16 protein-coding genes and 1 pseudogene are annotated in these 17,187 nt (G+C 68.8%); 12 read left to right on the plus strand and 5 right to left on the minus strand.

The annotated features are described in order from the left end of the window. Positions 1-12: 12 nt before the first annotated feature. The 4 genes from AB0I41_RS08055 (at position 13) to AB0I41_RS08070 (ending at position 4,184) form a co-directional block, all read left to right on the plus strand. Positions 13-981: an ATP-binding cassette domain-containing protein gene (locus AB0I41_RS08055; RefSeq protein WP_357103312.1), complete on the plus strand. Its 969-nt coding sequence runs from the start codon at positions 13-15 to the stop codon at positions 979-981. After that, on the plus strand, positions 974-1,774 hold the full coding sequence (locus AB0I41_RS08060; protein WP_357103315.1) for an ABC-2 family transporter protein: 801 nt from the start codon (positions 974-976) through the stop codon (positions 1,772-1,774). Before AB0I41_RS08055 ends, AB0I41_RS08060 begins: the two co-directional genes overlap by 8 nt. Beyond that, a complete protein-coding gene (locus AB0I41_RS08065; RefSeq protein ID WP_357103317.1) occupies positions 1,771-2,565 on the plus strand; it encodes an ABC-2 family transporter protein in 795 nt (264 codons plus the stop codon). Before AB0I41_RS08060 ends, AB0I41_RS08065 begins: the two co-directional genes overlap by 4 nt. Before the next feature lie 179 nt (positions 2,566-2,744). After that, entirely contained in the window at positions 2,745-4,184 is a 1,440-nt protein-coding gene (locus AB0I41_RS08070) for a ricin-type beta-trefoil lectin domain protein (protein WP_357103321.1), read from the plus strand. A gap of 47 nt (positions 4,185-4,231) precedes the next feature. Here AB0I41_RS08070 and AB0I41_RS08075 read toward each other — a convergent pair whose 3' ends face one another. Beyond that, a complete protein-coding gene (locus AB0I41_RS08075; protein WP_357103324.1) occupies positions 4,232-4,840 on the minus strand; it encodes a hypothetical protein in 609 nt (202 codons plus the stop codon). A 327-nt stretch (positions 4,841-5,167) separates the two neighbouring features. Between AB0I41_RS08075 and AB0I41_RS08080 the strand changes: the two genes are divergently transcribed. Further along, positions 5,168-6,781, plus strand: coding sequence for an IS1182 family transposase (locus AB0I41_RS08080; RefSeq protein WP_357103327.1), 1,614 nt, complete (start codon positions 5,168-5,170; stop codon positions 6,779-6,781). 337 nt (positions 6,782-7,118) lie between these two features. Here the strand turns inward: AB0I41_RS08080 and AB0I41_RS08085 are convergent. Beyond that, a pseudogene (locus tag AB0I41_RS08085) lies at positions 7,119-7,312 on the minus strand (IS1380 family transposase); the annotation flags it as partial. A gap of 162 nt (positions 7,313-7,474) precedes the next feature. On the opposite strand from AB0I41_RS08085, the gene AB0I41_RS08090 reads away from it, so the two are divergent. The 5 genes from AB0I41_RS08090 (at position 7,475) to AB0I41_RS08110 (ending at position 12,095) form a co-directional block, all read left to right on the plus strand. Next, positions 7,475-8,377 (plus strand): DUF5996 family protein, encoded by a 903-nt coding sequence (locus tag AB0I41_RS08090; RefSeq protein WP_357103331.1) that lies wholly within the window; start codon positions 7,475-7,477, stop codon positions 8,375-8,377. Between the two features lie 892 nt (positions 8,378-9,269). Continuing rightward, on the plus strand, positions 9,270-10,133 hold the full coding sequence (locus tag AB0I41_RS08095; protein ID WP_357103333.1) for an RICIN domain-containing protein: 864 nt from the start codon (positions 9,270-9,272) through the stop codon (positions 10,131-10,133). A gap of 545 nt (positions 10,134-10,678) precedes the next feature. Then, complete coding sequence (locus tag AB0I41_RS08100) at positions 10,679-11,008, plus strand: metalloregulator ArsR/SmtB family transcription factor (protein WP_357103336.1); 330 nt, start codon at positions 10,679-10,681, stop codon at positions 11,006-11,008. Continuing rightward, positions 11,008-11,745 carry a cation transporter gene (locus tag AB0I41_RS08105; RefSeq protein ID WP_357103339.1) on the plus strand — a complete coding sequence of 246 codons (738 nt, stop codon included), beginning with the start codon at positions 11,008-11,010 and terminating at the stop codon, positions 11,743-11,745. Before AB0I41_RS08100 ends, AB0I41_RS08105 begins: the two co-directional genes overlap by 1 nt. A 35-nt stretch (positions 11,746-11,780) precedes the next feature. After that, complete coding sequence (locus AB0I41_RS08110; RefSeq protein ID WP_357103342.1) at positions 11,781-12,095, plus strand: DUF3703 domain-containing protein; 315 nt, start codon at positions 11,781-11,783, stop codon at positions 12,093-12,095. Between the two features lie 166 nt (positions 12,096-12,261). Here AB0I41_RS08110 and AB0I41_RS08115 read toward each other — a convergent pair whose 3' ends face one another. Then, positions 12,262-12,471, minus strand: a complete 210-nt coding sequence (locus AB0I41_RS08115; protein ID WP_357103345.1) for a hypothetical protein — start codon at positions 12,469-12,471, stop codon at positions 12,262-12,264. A 431-nt stretch (positions 12,472-12,902) separates the two neighbouring features. Here AB0I41_RS08115 and AB0I41_RS08120 point away from each other — a divergent pair, with 431 nt between their 5' ends. Next, positions 12,903-14,402, plus strand: a complete 1,500-nt coding sequence (locus AB0I41_RS08120; protein ID WP_357103347.1) for an FAD-binding oxidoreductase — start codon at positions 12,903-12,905, stop codon at positions 14,400-14,402. Between the two features lie 192 nt (positions 14,403-14,594). Here AB0I41_RS08120 and AB0I41_RS08125 read toward each other — a convergent pair whose 3' ends face one another. Then, a complete protein-coding gene (locus AB0I41_RS08125; RefSeq protein WP_357103349.1) occupies positions 14,595-14,867 on the minus strand; it encodes a hypothetical protein in 273 nt (90 codons plus the stop codon). A gap of 4 nt (positions 14,868-14,871) precedes the next feature. Continuing rightward, positions 14,872-15,801 (minus strand): NADP-dependent oxidoreductase, encoded by a 930-nt coding sequence (locus tag AB0I41_RS08130; protein ID WP_357103352.1) that lies wholly within the window; start codon positions 15,799-15,801, stop codon positions 14,872-14,874. A gap of 102 nt (positions 15,802-15,903) precedes the next feature. Between AB0I41_RS08130 and AB0I41_RS08135 the strand changes: the two genes are divergently transcribed. Continuing rightward, a complete protein-coding gene (locus tag AB0I41_RS08135; RefSeq protein WP_357103355.1) occupies positions 15,904-16,890 on the plus strand; it encodes a helix-turn-helix domain-containing protein in 987 nt (328 codons plus the stop codon). Positions 16,891-17,187 lie beyond the last annotated feature (297 nt).

Below are 17,187 nucleotides of genomic sequence, written 5' to 3' on the forward strand. Positions count from 1 at the left end.
TAGGGTCAGATGATGATCGAGGTGAGCGACCTGGCAAAGCACTATCGGGTGCACCGGCGACAACCCGGGCTTCGCGCCTCGCTCCGCTCCCTCGTCCGGCGCGAGAACGTCACCGTCCGCGCAGTCGAGCAGGTCAGCTTCACGATTCCCGAAGGCGAGGTCGTCGGCTTCCTCGGCCCGAACGGCGCCGGTAAGACGACCACACTGAAATGCCTGACCGGTCTGCTGCATCCCACCGCCGGCACCGTACGGGTGCTCGGGCACACCCCACATCGCCGGGAACCCGCGTTCCTGCGCCGGATCTCGCTGGTCATGGGCCAGCGCAACTCCCTGTTCTGGGACCTGCCCGCCGCTGACGCCTTCGAGGTCAACCGGGCGATCTACGGCCTCGCCGAGGGCCCGTATCGGTCGGCGCTCGACGAACTGGTCACCCTGCTGGACCTCGAACCGCTGCTGAACAAGCAGGTCCGGGTACTCAGCCTCGGCGAGCGGATGCGCTGCGAGCTGGCCGGAGCGCTGCTGCACCGGCCGGACGTGCTCTTCCTCGACGAGCCGACGCTCGGCCTGGACGTCAACGGCCAGGCGGCGGTGCGCATGTTCCTGCGCGACTACAACGCCCGGTACGGCGCCACGGTCCTGCTGACCAGCCACTACATGGGCGACGTGACAGCGCTGGCCCGCCGAGTGCTGGTCATCGACCGCGGCGCGCTGCGCTTCGACGGCGACCTCGCCGCGCTGGTCGAAGCCCACTCGCCGCACCGGCTGGTCCGGGTCACCCTGCGCCAGGCCGTACCGGCGCAGACCTGGGTGGGCCTCGGTGAGGTGTCGTCGGTCGACGGCGCCGTGGTCACCCTGGCGGTGCCGCGCGCCGAGACCGCCGCGATCGCGGCCCAGCTGCTGACCACCCTCCCGGTCGAGGACGTCGCGATCGAGGACCCGCCGGTGGAGGACATCATCCGGGCGGTCTTCGCCCATGCGTGAGGTGCTCACCGCGTACCCCCCGCTGGTGCGCAGCGCGACGCTGGTGGCCGCGACCTACCGGGGCGGGGTCGTGCTGTCGTTGCTCACCGGCTTCTTCCCGCTGCTGACGATGGCGGTGTGGCTCACCGTCGTCGCCGAAGGCGGCCCGCCGGCGGGCTGGACCACCGGCGACTTCCTGTCCTACTACGCGGCGGCGACGCTGCTGTGGAACCTCTCCGGCGACCGCGTCGTGTGGCAGTGGGACGCGGACATGCGCAGCGGCGACCTGTCCGTGCGGCTGTTGCGCCCGGTGCACCCCTTCCACCAGTACGCCACCAGCGACCTCGGCCATCGGCTGGTGTGCCTGACGGTGCTGGTGCCGGCCCTGGCGCTCGCCGCGCTGCTGGTGCCGGGCCTGGACTACCCGGCCGGACCCGCCCGGCTCGCCGCCGTCGCCGCCGCGCTGGCGTTGGCGTACGCGGTCAGCCTGCTCATGGCGTCGGCGTTCGCGTTGATCGGATTCTGGAGCACCCAGACGTCCAACGTGTGGCTGCTGTGGTGGGGCCTGGGCTCGTTCACCTCGGGCTGGGTCGCACCCCTGGCGCTCATGCCGGACTGGCTACGCACGGCTGCGGTGGTGCTGCCGTTCCGCACCGCGATGGGCTTCCCGGTGGAGCTGCTGATGGGCCGCCTCGACGCGCGTCAGACCGCGTTGGGCTTCGCCGTCGGGCTCGGCTGGCTCGCCGCGTTCGCCCTGCTGTACCGGATCATCTGGCGGCACGGCGTACGCCGCTACCAGGCGGTGGCCGGATGAGTCGGTGGACGCGGCACGCGCGTATCCTGGCCATCTGCTGGCGGGCGGCGGTGGCCACCGAGGTCGAGTACCGATTCAACTTCGTTTCCAACGTCGCGCTCAGCACCTTCTGGATGGTGTGGGCGGCGGTCGGCGCGTCGGTCTACTTCCGATTCACCGGCTCCGTGGCCGGCTGGGCCCATGCCGAGGTGCTCGTCGTCATCGGCCTGTTCTTCGCCCTCAACGGCCTCCGCCAGGCGCTGCTGCAACCCAACCTGGAGCGGATGACCGAGTACGTGCGCCTCGGGACCCTCGATTTCCTGCTCACCAAGCCGTTCGACGCGCAGCTGCTGGTGAGCCTGCGGCAGGTGCGGGTCAACAACCTGCTCGACCCGGTGCTGGGCCTGGCCCTGGCCGCCGTCGGGGTCGTCCTGTCCGGCCACGACGTGTCGGTGGCCGGGCTGGCCTCGTTCCTGTTACTGCTGGCCTGCGCCGTGCTGCTGATGTACGCCCTGACCGTGCTGCTGATGGCGCTCGCGGTGGTGCTGGTGGCCGCCGAGGAGCTCGGCCGGGTCTCCTTCGCCTTCCTCGAGCTGTCCCGCTTCCCGGTGGACCTGTACCGCAACCCGGTACAGGCCGTACTCACCGTCGTACCGGTGGCGTTCCTCACCACGTACCCCGCCGCGGGGCTGCTGGGCCGGCTCGACGCGCACCTGCTGCTGATCGCCCCGGCGGTGGCGGCCGGCGCGGTCATCCTGGCCACCGCGGCCTGGCGGCGTTCGCTGCGCTCCTACGCCGGCGCCAGCGCCTAGCACCGGCCGCCGCCGTTCGCGATCGCGTGCCGGGCCACTGCCGCCCGTTGACGGCGAGGTAGCGGAGTCTTAGACTTCCGTCGATTTGTTGACCGGTGATTGCCGGGTTCCTGCACGGCGCCGCTCGTCGCCTGCGGCCCTGTCGCGCAGCCGCCCGCGCCTGCTGGAAGGGGCGGTTCATGTCGCGTACACGGGCTTCCTGGCGAGGCGCGCGCCTCGTTCGACGACGGGGCGTCACGGTAGCCACCCTCGCCGCCCTGCTCGCTGCGATGGTCGTCGTCTGGGTGGGCGCAAGCAGCGCTCCCGCCTTCGCCGGCACGAGTCAGTTCAAGGGGGTCAACTGGGCCGACCCCAGGGACAACTACGCCGACGATCCGGTCGTACCCTCGGGCCTCTCCACATCGGACAGCTATTCCATCACGTACGCCAAGGCGACCGCGGCCATCGGAGGGTTCCAGAGCAACCTCGGCGCGAACACGGTGCGGCTGCCGATCAACCCGTACACCGTCAACGGGTCGTTCTGGTCCTCGTACACGGGCGCCATCGACGCCGCCGTCGCCAAGGGCTTCAAGGTCATCCTCAGCTACTGGGAGGGCTCCGCCCACAAGGACGGGCTGGTCGACAACACCACCTCCTACTGGAACATGTGGCAGACGGTCGTCAACACGTACGGCGGCAACAGCCTGGTCTACTTCGAGCCGATGAACGAGCCGTTCGGATACAGCCAGAGCGCCTGGGCGAACCTCGCCGCCACATGGATCAGCACCTATCCGTCGGTCCCGAAGAGCCGGATCTTCGTCAGCGGCACCGGGTACAACGACAATGTCACCAGCGTGTGCGCCGACAGCCGACTCTCCGGAACATATCTCTCCCTGCACCACTACGGCTTCTGGAACCCCAGCCAGACCAGCTACTGGTCATGGGCCAACGACCTGAGGAACCGGATCGGTTCGTGCGCCTCCCGCACCGTGCTGGACGAGTGGGGTGCGCCGATGACGACCGGGCTGAACTACAACGGCCCGATCAACGGCAACGCCTACGTCGCCTACCTGCAGGCCGACAGCGACACGCTTCGCCTGCTGGGCATGGGCGCGGTCTACTGGCCAGGACTGCGCACCGGGGACTCCTACAGCATGACGACACTCGGCGGGAGCGGGACCAACCTGACCCTCACCAACAACAACGCCTCCGGCGTCAGCCGGCTGCAGTGGGCCTGGGGCGTCGGCAGCTCCACCCCCGCCGTGATCCGCGGGGTCGCCTCCAACCGATGCCTCGACGTGCCCGGCTCATCGACCACCTGGGGTACGAAGCTGCAGATCTGGGACTGCAACGGCGGCAGCAACCAGTCCTGGCTGCTGACTCCGTCGAAGACCCTGGTGGTGTACGGAAAGCTGTGCCTCGACGTCCCCGGCGGCAGCCCTGCCGCCGGCGCCCGGGTGGAGACCTGGGACTGCAGCGGCAACGGCAACCAGCAATGGAACGTCAACAGCAACGGCACGATCACCAACGCTCCGACCGGACTGTGCCTCGACGTGAACGGCGCCGGCACGGCCAACGGCACCGCTGTCGGGCTGTGGTACTGCAACGGCGGCAGAAACCAGCAGTGGGTGCGCTCGTGAGACACCCGCCGAGAGCCGGCGGCCGGCAGCCCTAGGCCCAGCAACCATCAGCGGCTCAGCCAGATCGAGGCCCGCTTGATGTACGCGAGCTGTGCGGCGAAGGCAACCAGTGCGACCGCCACACCGAGCGCGATCGCCGACGTGACGGATCCGCTGGCCACTCCGGTCAGCAGGGTCGCGCCCAGGCCGATCAACAGTGCGTTGACGGCGCCCACCATGGCCGCCGTGGTCAGTAGCAGTTGCCAGCGAGAGGCGCCGCTGCCAACCGCCGCCGCGATCGTCCGCGTGTCGCCCCCGCCGGTCACCGCGTCGGCGAAGAAGTCGTGCTCGCCGGCGAACTGGCGGTGGTAGTAGGCGCGGATGTGCTGGATGCGCTTGAGATTCAGCGAGTTCTCCACCGTGTTCTCCACCAGCCGGGCGAAGGTGAGCAGCCCGGTGATTACCAGGGTCGGCAGCACCGCGCCGAGGTACGGCTTGATCAGGTGTCCGCTGCTGGAGACGAAGCCCAGCCCGATCAGCGCGGCGGACAGCAGTGACAGGAACACGGTCGCCCGCCCGACGGACTCGGTGATCGTGGCGCTACGCGAGGTCTGGAGCACGAAATGCTCGGTGGTCAGGGCGGTGAGCAGCCCCTGCTCGCGCGCGTCCTGGTCCATGCCGCCGCCCCTCCGGTGTTGGCCGCCCTCGCCTCAGGGAGGACAGGGATCTTCGCCGGGTCAACCCACGCTGACCGAGCCTCTGCTGTTCAGGGCCGGTCATGGTGACGGACGACAAGACCAGGCCTCGATGACGGACGGGGCGGCCCGGGACTCGTGATACGGGCCGCCCCCTCACATCCTTGAAGACGAGGAGTCGGCCTCGCGGGACATCGCAGAAATTGGAACGGCGGGACCTTCAGGCCTCTCTAGGTAGCTGGTGTTAAACGATGGCTGCCACCGGCGTGGCGGCCATCGTTTTGCATCTATTTATAGTAGTTTGCTGGGATGACGTTGGGCAGAGCGTCGCAGCAGCTGGACCTCCTCGATCCGGTCAGCCGATTCTGCGCTGAGACCCTTCCGGCGAACTCGATCTACGCGTTCCTGCACGATCACCGCGACCGGTTGTTCCCGGACAGCTTGTTCGCTGATCTGTTCGCGCAGGTCGGGCGGCGGTCGGTGCCGCCGTCGGTGGTCGCGACGGTGATGGTGCTGCAGCGTTTGGAAGGACTGTCGGACCGCGAGGCCGTCGACCGGTTCGCGTTCGATGTCCGCTGGCGGTACGCGGCCGGGGCCGGTGGCTGGGACGGCGCTTCGCGGGCCGGGTTCGCGCACACGGTCCTGGTTGACATGCGCGAACGGCTGCGCCGCTCGGCGAACCCGGACCGGATTTTCGAGGTTGCTCTCGCGGCGGCGCGGGAGGCCGGGCTGCTGGGACGGCGCCGGGTGCTTGACTCGACCCCTTTGTATGACGGGGTCGCCACGATGGACACGATCACGCTGATCCGTTCGGCGATCCGCGGGCTGCTCACCGCGGCCGGCCGCGACCTGGCCATCGAACTGCGGGCCGTGTTGACCAGCGGCGACGACTACGCCAGCACGGCGAAACCGGTCGTGGACTGGGACGACAAGACCGCCCGGGAAGCGTTGATCGACTCAAGGGCCCGGGACGGGTATGCCCTGCTCGCCGCCCTCGACGGCCGCAAGAAGCTGCCCGAGGCGGTCACCAAGGCGATGCGGCTGCTGGCCACGGTGCTGGGCCAGGACCTGGAAACCGGCGACGACGGGGTGCTGCGGATCGCCCGCAAAGTCGCCGCGAACCGAGTGATCTCCACCGTCGACCCGCAGGCCCGGCACGGGCACAAGACCAGCCACCGCGGCTTCGACGGCTACAAAGGGCATATCGCCGTCGATCCGGACAGCGAGATCATCACCGCCACCGAGGTCACTGCCGGTAACACCGGCGACGCCGGCCCGGCCGCCGACCTGATCGCCGACCTGATCGCCGACCTCACCACCCCGGCCGGCGATCAGGACACACCCGGAGCCGACGCGGCGGTCTACGGCGATTCGGCCTACGGCGCCGGTGAAGTACTCGAATGCCTGCATACTGCCGGGATCGACGCCAAGACCAAGGTCCAGCCACCGGTCGCGCCGGGTGGCAAGTTCACCAAGGACCAGTTCACCATCGACCTCGCCGCCGGCACGGTCACCTGCCCGAACCAGGTCACCATCGCGATCCGCCCGATCACCGGTCACGACCGGCACGCCGGGAAAGCCGACTTCGGCCGGGCCTGCACCGACTGCCCGCTCCGCACGCAGTGCACCGAGTCGAAGACCGGCCGGCAGATCACCATCAGCCGCTGGGAAACCCACCTCACGGCCGCCCGGACCCGACAGACCGACCCGGCCTGGCGGGCCGACTACCGCGCCACCCGCCCCAAAGTCGAACGCAAGATCGCCCACCTCATGCGCCGCCGCCACGGCGGCCGCCGCGCCCGCATGCGCGGCCTGCTCCGCGTCGCCACCGACTTCAAACTCCTGGCCGCCGCCACCAACCTGGCCCGGCTCGCCACCCTCGGCCTCACCGGCAGCAGCCAGCTCGGCCGGGCCCCCGCCTGACCACCAGCAAGGACCCCGACCAGGCGTTATCCAGCCCAGCAACAGCCCATCAGCCCCACAGCCGCCCGCTGAGCCACCGATCAGCCAGCCCAGCGACTACCCCCTTCACGCCAGCCAACGAACCGCCAAACACAGACGGGCTGACCGGACCACCGATCAACCCGCGTTTAACACCAGTCACCTAGGCCGTCGCCAGGCCACCCACCCCGGACAATGACCGGCAACAACCGGGTTCGCCCAGGGCTGACAACGTCGAAGAAGTGCCCCGACGCTGACCCGGCCCTCCCGCAGCAGCCCCGACAACGCCTCGCGGTAGCCGTCGAGGAAGCAGAACAAACACCGCCCGATCAGCGGTCGCCTCCCCACCATCGGCGGGCATGACCGCCACGTCCACCGCCACCCGGCCAGGGTTGACCTGCCCGCCGGACCCGCAAACGGCGCGAGAGCGTCGCTGAACGCCCCGGTCAGCCCCGTGGCACCGGCGAGGTCGACCAGCAGCCGAGCCCCGGTAAACCCGACGACACCCCACCCGTCAGCAGTGGCACGATCTCCGGACGCGACCCGGCCACCTGCATCGAGAAAAGTTCCCTCCGCGGCACAAAGGCGCGAGGTTGGCGCCCGTACGGCCATCGGATCGGGAAGGATGCCGACATGGGTCCGAATGGTGCACGGCACGCTGTCGGAGGAGTCCGGATGACCGAGTTGTTCCCGCCGATCCCGCTGTCCGCGTGGGCGGACTCGAAGGAGACCGTCCACCGGTTCGCGCAGATCGTCGGCAAGATCCGGCTGGACCAGGCACGGCCGCGCAACCACTGGTGGCACGTGCCGTTCCATCTGACCGGCCGCGGCACCACATCCCGACCCATGGGCCGGGACGTGATGTTCGCCATCGACTTCGACTTCGTCGACCACCGGCTGGTCATCAACACCCTGGCCGGCCAGACGGTCTCCTTCCCGCTGCCCGGCCTGTCCGTCGCCGCGTTCCACGAGCAGCTGTTCACCGCGCTCGCGTACCTCGGCATCCGCGCCCACATCCGGGCCACGCCCTACGACCTGACCGACAGCATCCCGTTCGCCGAGGACACCACACACGCCGCGTACGACCCGTACTGGGTCAACCGGTACTGGCAGGTACTCAGCCAGGTAGGGCTGGTGCTGGAGGAATACGCCGCCCGGTGCAACGCCAAGACCAGCCCGGTCCACCACTTCTGGCACACCTTCGACATCGCGGTCACCCGCTTCTCCGGCCGACAGGCACCGCAGCCCGACACCGTCGACCCGGTGACCCGCGAGGCATACTCGCACGAGGTGATCAGCGCCGGCTTCTGGTTCGGCGACAAGAACATCCCCGAACCGGCCTTCTACTCCTACACCGCACCCGAGCCCGACGGCCTCACCGAGGAACCACTGCGACCCGCGCAGGCACACTGGACCGAAAACCGGGGCGCACACCTCGCGCTGCTGACCTACGACGACGCCCGCGCCACCACCGACCCACGCGCGACGGTCCTCACCTTCCTGGAGAGCGCCTACCAAGCCGGCGCCCACCGCGCCGGCTGGGACACCAGCAAACTACGCACCCGGTACGCACCCTGACCACCGGCACCAACGTGACCGGAGTCTGCCGTGCCACCAGCCCAGCAACATCATCAACCGGCCAACGGGAGCGGCTCAACCTGGACCACAGCGGGTGGCAGCCGTCAAAAGCCGTTTGAGAACCGGGGCTGGCCGTCCGGCGTGGCGTCGATGGGTATGGCGAAACTCCTGGTAGGTGCGTGGTTGTCGAGGCCCGACCCGCCAGGAGTCCCCGGTGGCATTGTCGCCTGCTGCACCTGCTTGTCGTGTCCGACCGCCGTGAACGCCTCGGTGGGCACGGTGTGTGGGGTGTACCCGTTGACGATCGGCGACCGGCCGTGGGCGCTGCTGGCGCCGCTGTTGCCGGCGCCGCTGTTGCCGGCGCCGCTGTTGCCGGCGCCGCGATCCGGTACCAGCCGAGGCCGACGTCCTGAGCTGCATCCGCGTCGCCGGGTCCTGGATGCAATCTTCTACAAGATGCTCACCCCTGCCCTGCTCAACGCATCCCGGCCAGGATCAGCCGACCTTGCTTCGGCCCTGGCGAGGCTCCCTGGTTCCGCAGCCTGTAGTTAAACGATCATGCAATTTGGTTCTTTGCCAGCACCCGGGCCTGACCGGAGTCGAAGTCGTCCTGAAACTCCGAGACTTGATCGACGTATTCAAATATTTACATGTAGCATAGCAATGGCGTCGTGAGCGCAAAGTGGACATTGTAGGTCCCTCGTGGATAGACCATCGTCCTTGGGAGGCATGTGTGCGATCCGATCCCGTAAGCAAAAGATTCCCGTGGTGGCCGCACGTCGGCCGGATTCGGCCGGTGCGACTGTTGGTCGTGGCGCTGGCCGCCGTATTGATGGTTCCGCCAGGTTCGGCCTCGGCCTCGGCCGGCGGTACCGCCGGTACCACCGGACAAATGCCGGCATCGCTGAACGCGGGGGCTGGTGTGCCCACGGACACGACGGCCGCGGTCGCCTCCGCCGCCGCCACGGTCTGCGCCAAGGTGGCCGCCAAGGCCGGCTTCTCGTACACCGCGAACGTCAGCACCTCTGCGGGCAACGTCCGGCAGATCGTGGTCGCCGTGGCGGTCGCCATGGCCGAGTCAAGCTGCAATCCGTCGGCGACGGGCCAGAACCCCGGCTCAATCGACCGGGGCCTGTGGCAGATCAACAATTATTACCACCCCGAGGTCAGTGACGCCTGCGCCTACCAGGTCCAGTGCAACGCCAACGCGGCGTGGAACATCTCCAACCACGGCAGTAACTGGACCCCGTGGTCGACGTACAACAACGGGGCGTGGAAGAACTACCTGGACACGGCGCGCAGCGCCATCACCGGGTTTTCGTTCCAGCTGAAGAACCGGGGCGCCGGTACCTGCCTGGACGCCATCTCGTCCGACGTACGCAACGGCGGGAGGATCGCCCAGTGGCCTTGCAACAGCAGCGACAGCTACCAGCAGTGGCGCGTGGTGGTCGGTGCGAACAACTACAATCCAGTGCTCCAGAACGTCGGTACCGGCACGTGCCTGAACGCCATCTCGTCCGACGTACGCAACGGCGGGAAGATCGCCCAGTGGGCCTGCAACACCACCGGCGATCCCTACCAGCGGTGGTGGTTCGCGGGCAGCGGGCAACTGAACACCAACGGCGACGCCAACGCCGGACTGCACAACGTCGGTTCCGGGACCTGCCTGGACGCCGACGCATCGGACGTCGGCCAGAACGGGACCATCTTCCAGTGGGCTTGCTCCGGCAGCGACCTCTTCCAGCTGTGGAACTGACCGCGTGACAACAGGCCCTGCGGGCTGAACTGCCCGCGGGGCCACCAGCAACCTCCAGCGTCGACTGAGGTGCCACGGGTTCTCCGGACAGGGACCCCAAAGTAGAATTGCCCTGCCTGGAAGGACGACTATTGCCACTCGCGAAGAGGAATTTCTCTCCCGAGTTCCGCGAAGAAGCGGTGAAGACGGTGATCGAGGACCGGCACGACCGGCCCGAGGGCGATCTCGTGACCCGGCGACAGGTCCGCGCCCGCAGAACTTGCAGGTTCGCACTGCCGGCCTGTTCTAGCTGCTCTTGAGGTTGCCTCGCCTGCAGCAGCGGGGTCAGCGAGCACCTGCTCGGCGACCCGCTGCAGCGCCCCGGTGAACTCCAGCAGCCACACGCGGACGCGGGCAAGCACGGCACCGCTGGCCGTACGCCCGGCGGCTGGAGTGGGAGCGGACTGCGTCCCTACCGCGACCATCCGAGGCATCCACTCCGAGCCGGACCACAGGGGGAGGACACCCACCTTTGTTCAGTACAGCGAACACTGTACCGTCGGGATGTGGAGACGTTGACGTACGGACAGGTGCTGGCCCGCTTCGGCCACGCCCTGTCCGATCCGATCCGGGCGCGACTGCTGCTGGCCCTGCGCGACGGGCCGGGCTATCCGGCGGAGCTGGCCGACCTGCTCGGCACGACCCGGCAGAACCTCTCGAACCACCTGGCCTGTCTACGTGGCTGCGGCCTGGTCGTGACGATTCCACAGGGCCGGCGGACCCGCTACGAACTGGCCGACGCGCGCCTGGCGCACGCGCTGGGTGACCTGCTGGGCCTGATCCTCACCGTCGACCCGGCTGCGTGCGAGGACGCCGACGAGAAGGGCTGCTGCTGATGACCCTGCCGTTGACCCAGATATCGGCTGGACCGTCCCCCGCCCGGCGGGCGGTGCTCGCCCGGCGGGTACGGCTACTCGTCGCCGCCACCATCACCTACAACCTCATCGAGGCAGTCGTGGCGATCACCGCCGGCACTCTCGCCTCGTCGACCGCGCTGATCGGCTTCGGCCTCGACTCCGTGATCGAGGTGTCCTCCGCCGCCGCGGTCGCGTGGCAATTCGCCGCCCGCGATCCTGAGGCCCGGGAGAAGACCGCGCTGCGGGTCATCGCCGTGTCGTTCTTCGCCCTGGCAGCCTACGTCACCGTCGAGTCGGCACGCGCCCTGCTCGGCGGCGCCGACGCGGAACACTCCCCGATCGGGCTCGTCCTCGCCGCGGTGTCGCTGGCTGTCATGCCGGGGCTGTCATACGCGCAGCGCCGCGCCGGCCGGGAACTGGGCTCCCGCTCGGCGGTCGCCGACTCCAAGCAGACCCTGCTGTGCACCTACCTGTCCGCGGTCCTGCTCATCGGCCTCGGCCTCAACAGCCTGTTCGGCTGGTCCTGGGCCGACCCCGTCGCCGCGCTCGTCATCGCCGCGGTTGCGCTCAAGGAAGGCCGCGAGGCGTGGCGCGGAGACAACTGCTGTGCCGTGCCGCTGACCGTTCCCTCCGCCACAGCTGGGATGTCAGACGGGGCCGACGGCGGGTGCGGCTGCCAGCCGGGCTGCTCCTGCTGCTCTGGAGACTCAAAATGATCTTTACGCGGATGCCCGCGACCGTACGCGCCGCCTTGGACGCCGAACTGACCACCGCCAGCCACACCACCGACTCTGCCGAAGCATGGCGGGCAGCCGAACGGGCGCACATTCTGTCCCAGCCGTGGCCATGGCCACACACCGTCGTGCATGCCGTGATGCTCCGGCGTTCGCTGCGCGAGCGCGATGTCGTCGAGGCGGTCGGGCAGGTCATCCGCCTCGCGGTCGCCGGACCCGGCTCGGCAACCGGCCGCTACCCGCAGGGCAACACCGGCCGAGCGCGGGTGCCGATGACCAAACCGATGCCGGTGCCGGAGGACCTCGCCGCGCTACTGGCCGGCAAACCGTAGTCGGTGGCGTGAGGTCGTTCGCGGGTTGCTGGAACGCTGCCAGCGGCGAGCGGAGGAGTGTCTCTCACCGTCACGGACCGGGCTGCCTCCATCCGCCCCCACGACCATCACCAGCGGCTTGCGAGAAGTCGGGCCCGCCAGCACGTCGAGGACCGCCAGGGGATGCCTAACGGACGCGCACGAAGACCGGGTTGGAGTAGAACCACAGGTCGTCCCAGGGGCTCTCCTTCCCGTCGGCGAGCGGTTCGGCCTCGTCGGGCGCCGTAGCGTCGGTAATCCCGACCGTGAACGCTGATGGCTCCTCGACTGCACGCAGCTGTAGTTGCAGCGCGGTGACCAGGACGTGCCAGGCGGCGAGCGCCGCGGCGTTGGGCACGGTCTGGTCCCTCCCGACGATCCTGCTCGTCGGGAGGGATCAGCGGGGCGGCGGCTGGTCGGGATCGTCGGGACGCAGCCGCCACCGCGGCCGCGCCGGCTCCTGGCCGGCAGCCGGGGGGCCTGTCGCCACGCAGGCGTGGGCCCGACAGCAGAACCGTGATGGCGTAGCCGACGAGCAGGATCGCGTGGCTACCCAGCCGGGTCAGCGCCACCTGCGAGGCGACCAGGTCGTTGATCGACAGCAGGGCCCCAGTACCAACGTCTGGTCCGTCCCACAGAAGGCGGGCCAGCATCACCCGACCGGGTTCCGTGACAAGATCTCACAACTCCGACAAAACCTCCCGTATTACCCTCGGTTAGCGCGCCAGCTGGAAGGCAAGAGTCCTTTTGGTCGAAGACTGGCGTAACCCGATCGAGAGGATACGGACCATGCACGACCTTTCTCGTCGCAAACTGCTCAAGGCGACGGCGGCCGTTGGCGCCGGGGCGGTCGCTTTCCCGGGCCTTCTGTCTGGAGGCACCCCGGCCATTGCGGCCGACGGTTCGGAGTGGTCCTCCGGCGCGAAATGCCCGCCGGCGACACTGACCGGCCGCATCGTCCGTCCTCAGGACCCGGGCTACCCGAGTGCGAGCCTCGGCTGGGACGAGCTCTTCGTTCGCTATCCGTTGGTCATCGTCTTCGCCCAAGAGACACAGGACGTGGTCAATGCCCTCACGTGGGCGCGGCAGAACGACGTCGCGCTACGGGTGCGCAGCGGCCGCCACAGCCTTGAGGGCTGGTCGAACGTAGACAACGGCATCGTGATCGACGTCAGCGAGCTGAAGTCGGCCCAGATCGACACCGCCACTCGCACCGCAACAGTCGGCGCCGGGCTCAACCAGTTGGAGGCGGTGACCACGCTCGGGAAGCAGGACCTTGCAGTCACGACTGGAACGGAGGGAAGCGTGGGCCTGTCCGGTGCGACCCTCGGCGGCGGCTTCGGCTTCCTCACCCGCTACCTCGGCATGGCCTGCGACAACCTGATCGGGGCGGAGATTGTCGTCGCGTCGGGTGCCGACGGCGCCAAGGCGATCGAGGTAGACCTGAAAAACCGCTCGGACCTGCTCTGGGCGCTCCGCGGAGCGGGAAACGGCAACTTCGGGATCGTGACCTCACTCACCTACAAGGTGACTCCACTAAAGAGTGTCGCCTACCTTCAAGCAACCTGGGAAGGCCTCGACGACCTGCACGGGGTCTTCGACGCATGGCAGCGCAGCGCACCGTTCGCCGACAACCGCCTCGGAACCCAGCTCGAGATCCACAAAACCCAGATCCTGTTGTTCGGGGTTCTCGCAGAGGGATCGGAGGCAGAGGCAAAGGAGCTGCTGGCCCCGATCCTGTCGGTTGGCAACCCCGAGGTCACGGTGCAGACCGGGGGGTGGGGCGACATCTATGCCGGCTTCCAGATACCGACCGCGGACGAGCCCGCGAACTGGAAGTTCTTCTCGCAGTTCACCACCGAGCCGTTCCCGAAGAAGGCGATCAGCCTGATCCGCGCATTCATGGAAGACGCTCCCTCGGATGACAGCAACTTCTTCACCCAGGCCTTCGGCACAGGGGCTCAAGCGAGCGAACCTCGCGGCGGCTCGGCGTTCCCGCATCGCAACGTGCTCTTCTATTCCGAGCCTGGGATCGGCTGGGGAACTCGTGGCGTGCCAGACAGCGGCGACGCCCTCACCCCGATCACCCAGGCCTGGATCGCCGAGTTCAGCCAGGCACTGCGGCCCTACGTGAACGGCGCCTACGTCAACGTGCCGAACATCGGAATGCAGGAATGGGAAACCGCCTACTGGGGAGACAACTTCGACCGGCTGCGCAAGATCAAGGCGAAGTACGACCCCCACAACGTCTTCCAGTACGAGCAGAGCATCCCACCCGCATCATGCTGACCGACAGTTCCCCTCGGGACCCAGGGCCCTGGCAAAGTCGTGGAGGGTGTCCGGCTTGAGGTGGTTGGTGTTTACGCGCCGGAGCGGGATGTTGCGGGGCGGGCATGACCCCTTCTGAGGATCATCGAGGCTCTCTACGCCTTGTTGATCTGTCCGAAGTGAGTCATGCCCGCGTTGCCATCATCGCTGATCTCATCGTTGTCGAACGCGCCGGCCGGCCTCGGTGTGCCCGGTCGCGCCGCTGGGCTGCTCGCGGCCCTGGCGGCCCTGGCGGGCCTGTCCGATCCGCGTGCTGGCGCCCTCGGCGTAGCTGTCGGCCTGGTCCGGAGCAGGCTGGAAGCGGGATCCGTCGTAGCCGAGCATCGGCTGGCGGCCGGGGACGAGGACAAACCGCATCCCGCTGCGGTCGAACAGCGCAATTCGATGTGACCGGCTCGCGTAGAGCCGGCAAACGTAGATGGTCACCGCACTAGACAACTGTCAGGACGATCTTCCCGGTTGCTCGGCCGCTGGCGCTGAACTCATGGGCCTTCCCGACTTCCTCGAGGGGTAGGACCGTGTCGATCGCGACGCGCAGCCGTCCCTGTTCGACCAGGTCGGCGAGGGCTCGCAGGCCGCCGTGGTCGGGTTGGACGATCATGAAGCCGGCCCGCCGATTCTGCCGTTCGGCCTCCGCCGCAAGGTACGCCTCGGCGGGAGATGCGAGGGACACCAGGAAGCCGCCAGGCCGTAGCGTCCGCAACGAACGCGGGCCGTACTCACCGCCGATCGGGTCCAGTACGACGTCGACGTCGCGAACAACCTCCTCGAAGGCCACCGTCGTGTAGTCGACGACGTCGTCGGCGCCGAGGTGCCGGACGAAGTCGTGTTTCGCGGGTCGGGCGGTGCCGACAACGTACGCGCCGCGCGCCTTGGCGATCTGCACGGCGAGGTGCCCGACGCCACCCGCAGCCGCGTGCACCAGCACCCGCTGCCCGGGCTGCACCTCGGCGGTGTCGACGAGAGCCTGCCAGGCGGTGAGCCCGGCCAGACCCAGCCCGGCGGCCTCGACGTGCGACAGCCGGGCCGGCTTGCGAGCCAGGTGCCTGGCCGGCGACGTCACGTACTCGGCGTAGGTGCCAGCGGCCTCGGGCAGGCGGGGCATGCCGAAGACCTCGTCACCGGGTCGGAGCCAGGTCACGCCCAGGCCGACCGCCTCGACCACCCCGGACATGTCCCAGCCGAGACGCACCGATGTACCGAGCAGCCCGCCGGTCGAGCGGTGCCACAGGTCGGTCGGGTTGACGCCGGTGGCGTGGACGCGCACCAGCACCTCCGACGTCGCTGGCTCCGGGCGGTCCACCTCCAGCACCCGCAGGACCTCGGGCCCACCGAACACATCCTGGCCGATCGCACGCATCGCGTTCATCCCATCTGTCGACAATCACTGCGCGATCAACCCTGCTCGTGACGGCCGCCGCAGCCGAGTGGCCACATCGCCAATATGTGCAAGGATCTGGCCATGGCCCACCGCGTCGTCGTCCTGGCCCTTGCTGGCGTCTACCCGTTCGAGCTGAGCATCGCGGCTCGGATCTTCGGCACTGCCACCGGCGCGGACGGTGTGCCGCTCTACGCGGTCACAACCTGCAGCCTCGACGGCGCGCCCGTCCCCACCAGCTACGACTTCACCATCACGGTCCAGCACGCCGCCGACGTCATCGACACCGCCGACACCCTGGTGCTGCCCCCGTTCGTGTGCGCACCGACCGGCCCGCGCGACTGGTTGCCCGCGCAACTCGCCGCCGCGCTCGGCCGCCTGCGCCCCGGCGCGCGGATCGTGTCGATCTGCACCGCGTCCTACGTACTGGCCGCCGCCGGCCTGCTCGACGGCCGGCCGGCAACCACCCACTGGAACGACGCCGAGCACTTCCAGCGGACGTTCCCGACCGTCAAGGTCGACCCGTCGGTGCTGTTCGTCGATGATGGCGAGGTCCTCACCGCCGCCGGCGTCGCCTCCGGCATCGACCTGTGCCTGCACCTGGTACGCCGCGACCACGGCAGCGACGTCGCCAACCGGGTGGCCCGGCTCTGCGTCGTGCCACCGTGGCGCGAGGGCGGCCAGGCGCAGTTCATCGACCGGCCCGTGCCCGAGCCGGCCACGGCGACCACTGCCGCTACCCGGCAGTGGGCACTCGGTCAGCTCCACCGGCCGATCTCCCTCGCGGAACTCTCCAAGCACGCGCGGATGAGTGTGCGAACGTTCTCCCGCCGTTTCCGTGAGGAGGTCGGCATGACACCCGGGCAGTGGCTGACCCGCCAGCGGGTCGAACACGCCCGGCGCCTGCTCGAGACCACCGACCTGCCGATCGACCGCGTCGCTGCCGAGGCCGGCTTCGGCACCGCCGCTTCCCTACGCCAGCACCTGGCCGACGCGATCGGCGTGCCACCCCTGGCCTACCGCCACACGTTCCGGGCCGCGTCCACGCCGACGACGGTGCCCACGCCGTAACGGGGCTCCATACGCAGGCCATCCGTGACAGGGGATCACCCAACCTTGCGGATCACCTACTGCCGGTGATGAGCCCGGTGGTCACGGCCCACCACAGCCCGCCTGGCAAGATCGTCGTGCGCGGTCTGACGGCCCCAGCACACCGGAACGCTATGACCCGGTTGTGCCCTGACGTCGCCCAAATGGACGCTGACCACGTCCGGTCCAGGCGTTCTCTCAAGATCATAGTGAAGCATATGGATGTACTGCAGACAGTCCGGCCTTCCGGCTAGGGGTGCGCGGCGAACGTTCATGGAC

The organism is Micromonospora sp. NPDC050200 (genome assembly GCF_040656135.1).
Taxonomy (GTDB): domain Bacteria; phylum Actinomycetota; class Actinomycetes; order Mycobacteriales; family Micromonosporaceae; genus Micromonospora.

Bases quoted from the DNA above. Each gene is read 5' to 3' on its own strand.
- AB0I41_RS08055 (WP_357103312.1), top strand. From the start codon at position 13: ATGATCGAGGTGAGCGACCTGGCAAAGCACTATCGGGTGCACCGGCGA.
- AB0I41_RS08060 (WP_357103315.1), top strand. From the start codon at position 974: ATGCGTGAGGTGCTCACCGCGTACCCCCCGCTGGTGCGCAGCGCGACG.
- AB0I41_RS08065 (WP_357103317.1), top strand. From the start codon at position 1,771: ATGAGTCGGTGGACGCGGCACGCGCGTATCCTGGCCATCTGCTGGCGG.
- AB0I41_RS08070 (WP_357103321.1), top strand. From the start codon at position 2,745: ATGTCGCGTACACGGGCTTCCTGGCGAGGCGCGCGCCTCGTTCGACGA.
- AB0I41_RS08075 (WP_357103324.1), bottom strand. From the start codon at position 4,840: ATGGACCAGGACGCGCGCGAGCAGGGGCTGCTCACCGCCCTGACCACC.
- AB0I41_RS08080 (WP_357103327.1), top strand. From the start codon at position 5,168: ATGACGTTGGGCAGAGCGTCGCAGCAGCTGGACCTCCTCGATCCGGTC.
- AB0I41_RS08090 (WP_357103331.1), top strand. From the start codon at position 7,475: ATGACCGAGTTGTTCCCGCCGATCCCGCTGTCCGCGTGGGCGGACTCG.
- AB0I41_RS08095 (WP_357103333.1), top strand. From the start codon at position 9,270: ATGCCGGCATCGCTGAACGCGGGGGCTGGTGTGCCCACGGACACGACG.
- AB0I41_RS08105 (WP_357103339.1), top strand. From the start codon at position 11,008: ATGACCCTGCCGTTGACCCAGATATCGGCTGGACCGTCCCCCGCCCGG.
- AB0I41_RS08120 (WP_357103347.1), top strand. From the start codon at position 12,903: ATGCACGACCTTTCTCGTCGCAAACTGCTCAAGGCGACGGCGGCCGTT.
- AB0I41_RS08130 (WP_357103352.1), bottom strand. From the start codon at position 15,801: ATGCGTGCGATCGGCCAGGATGTGTTCGGTGGGCCCGAGGTCCTGCGG.
- AB0I41_RS08135 (WP_357103355.1), top strand. From the start codon at position 15,904: ATGGCCCACCGCGTCGTCGTCCTGGCCCTTGCTGGCGTCTACCCGTTC.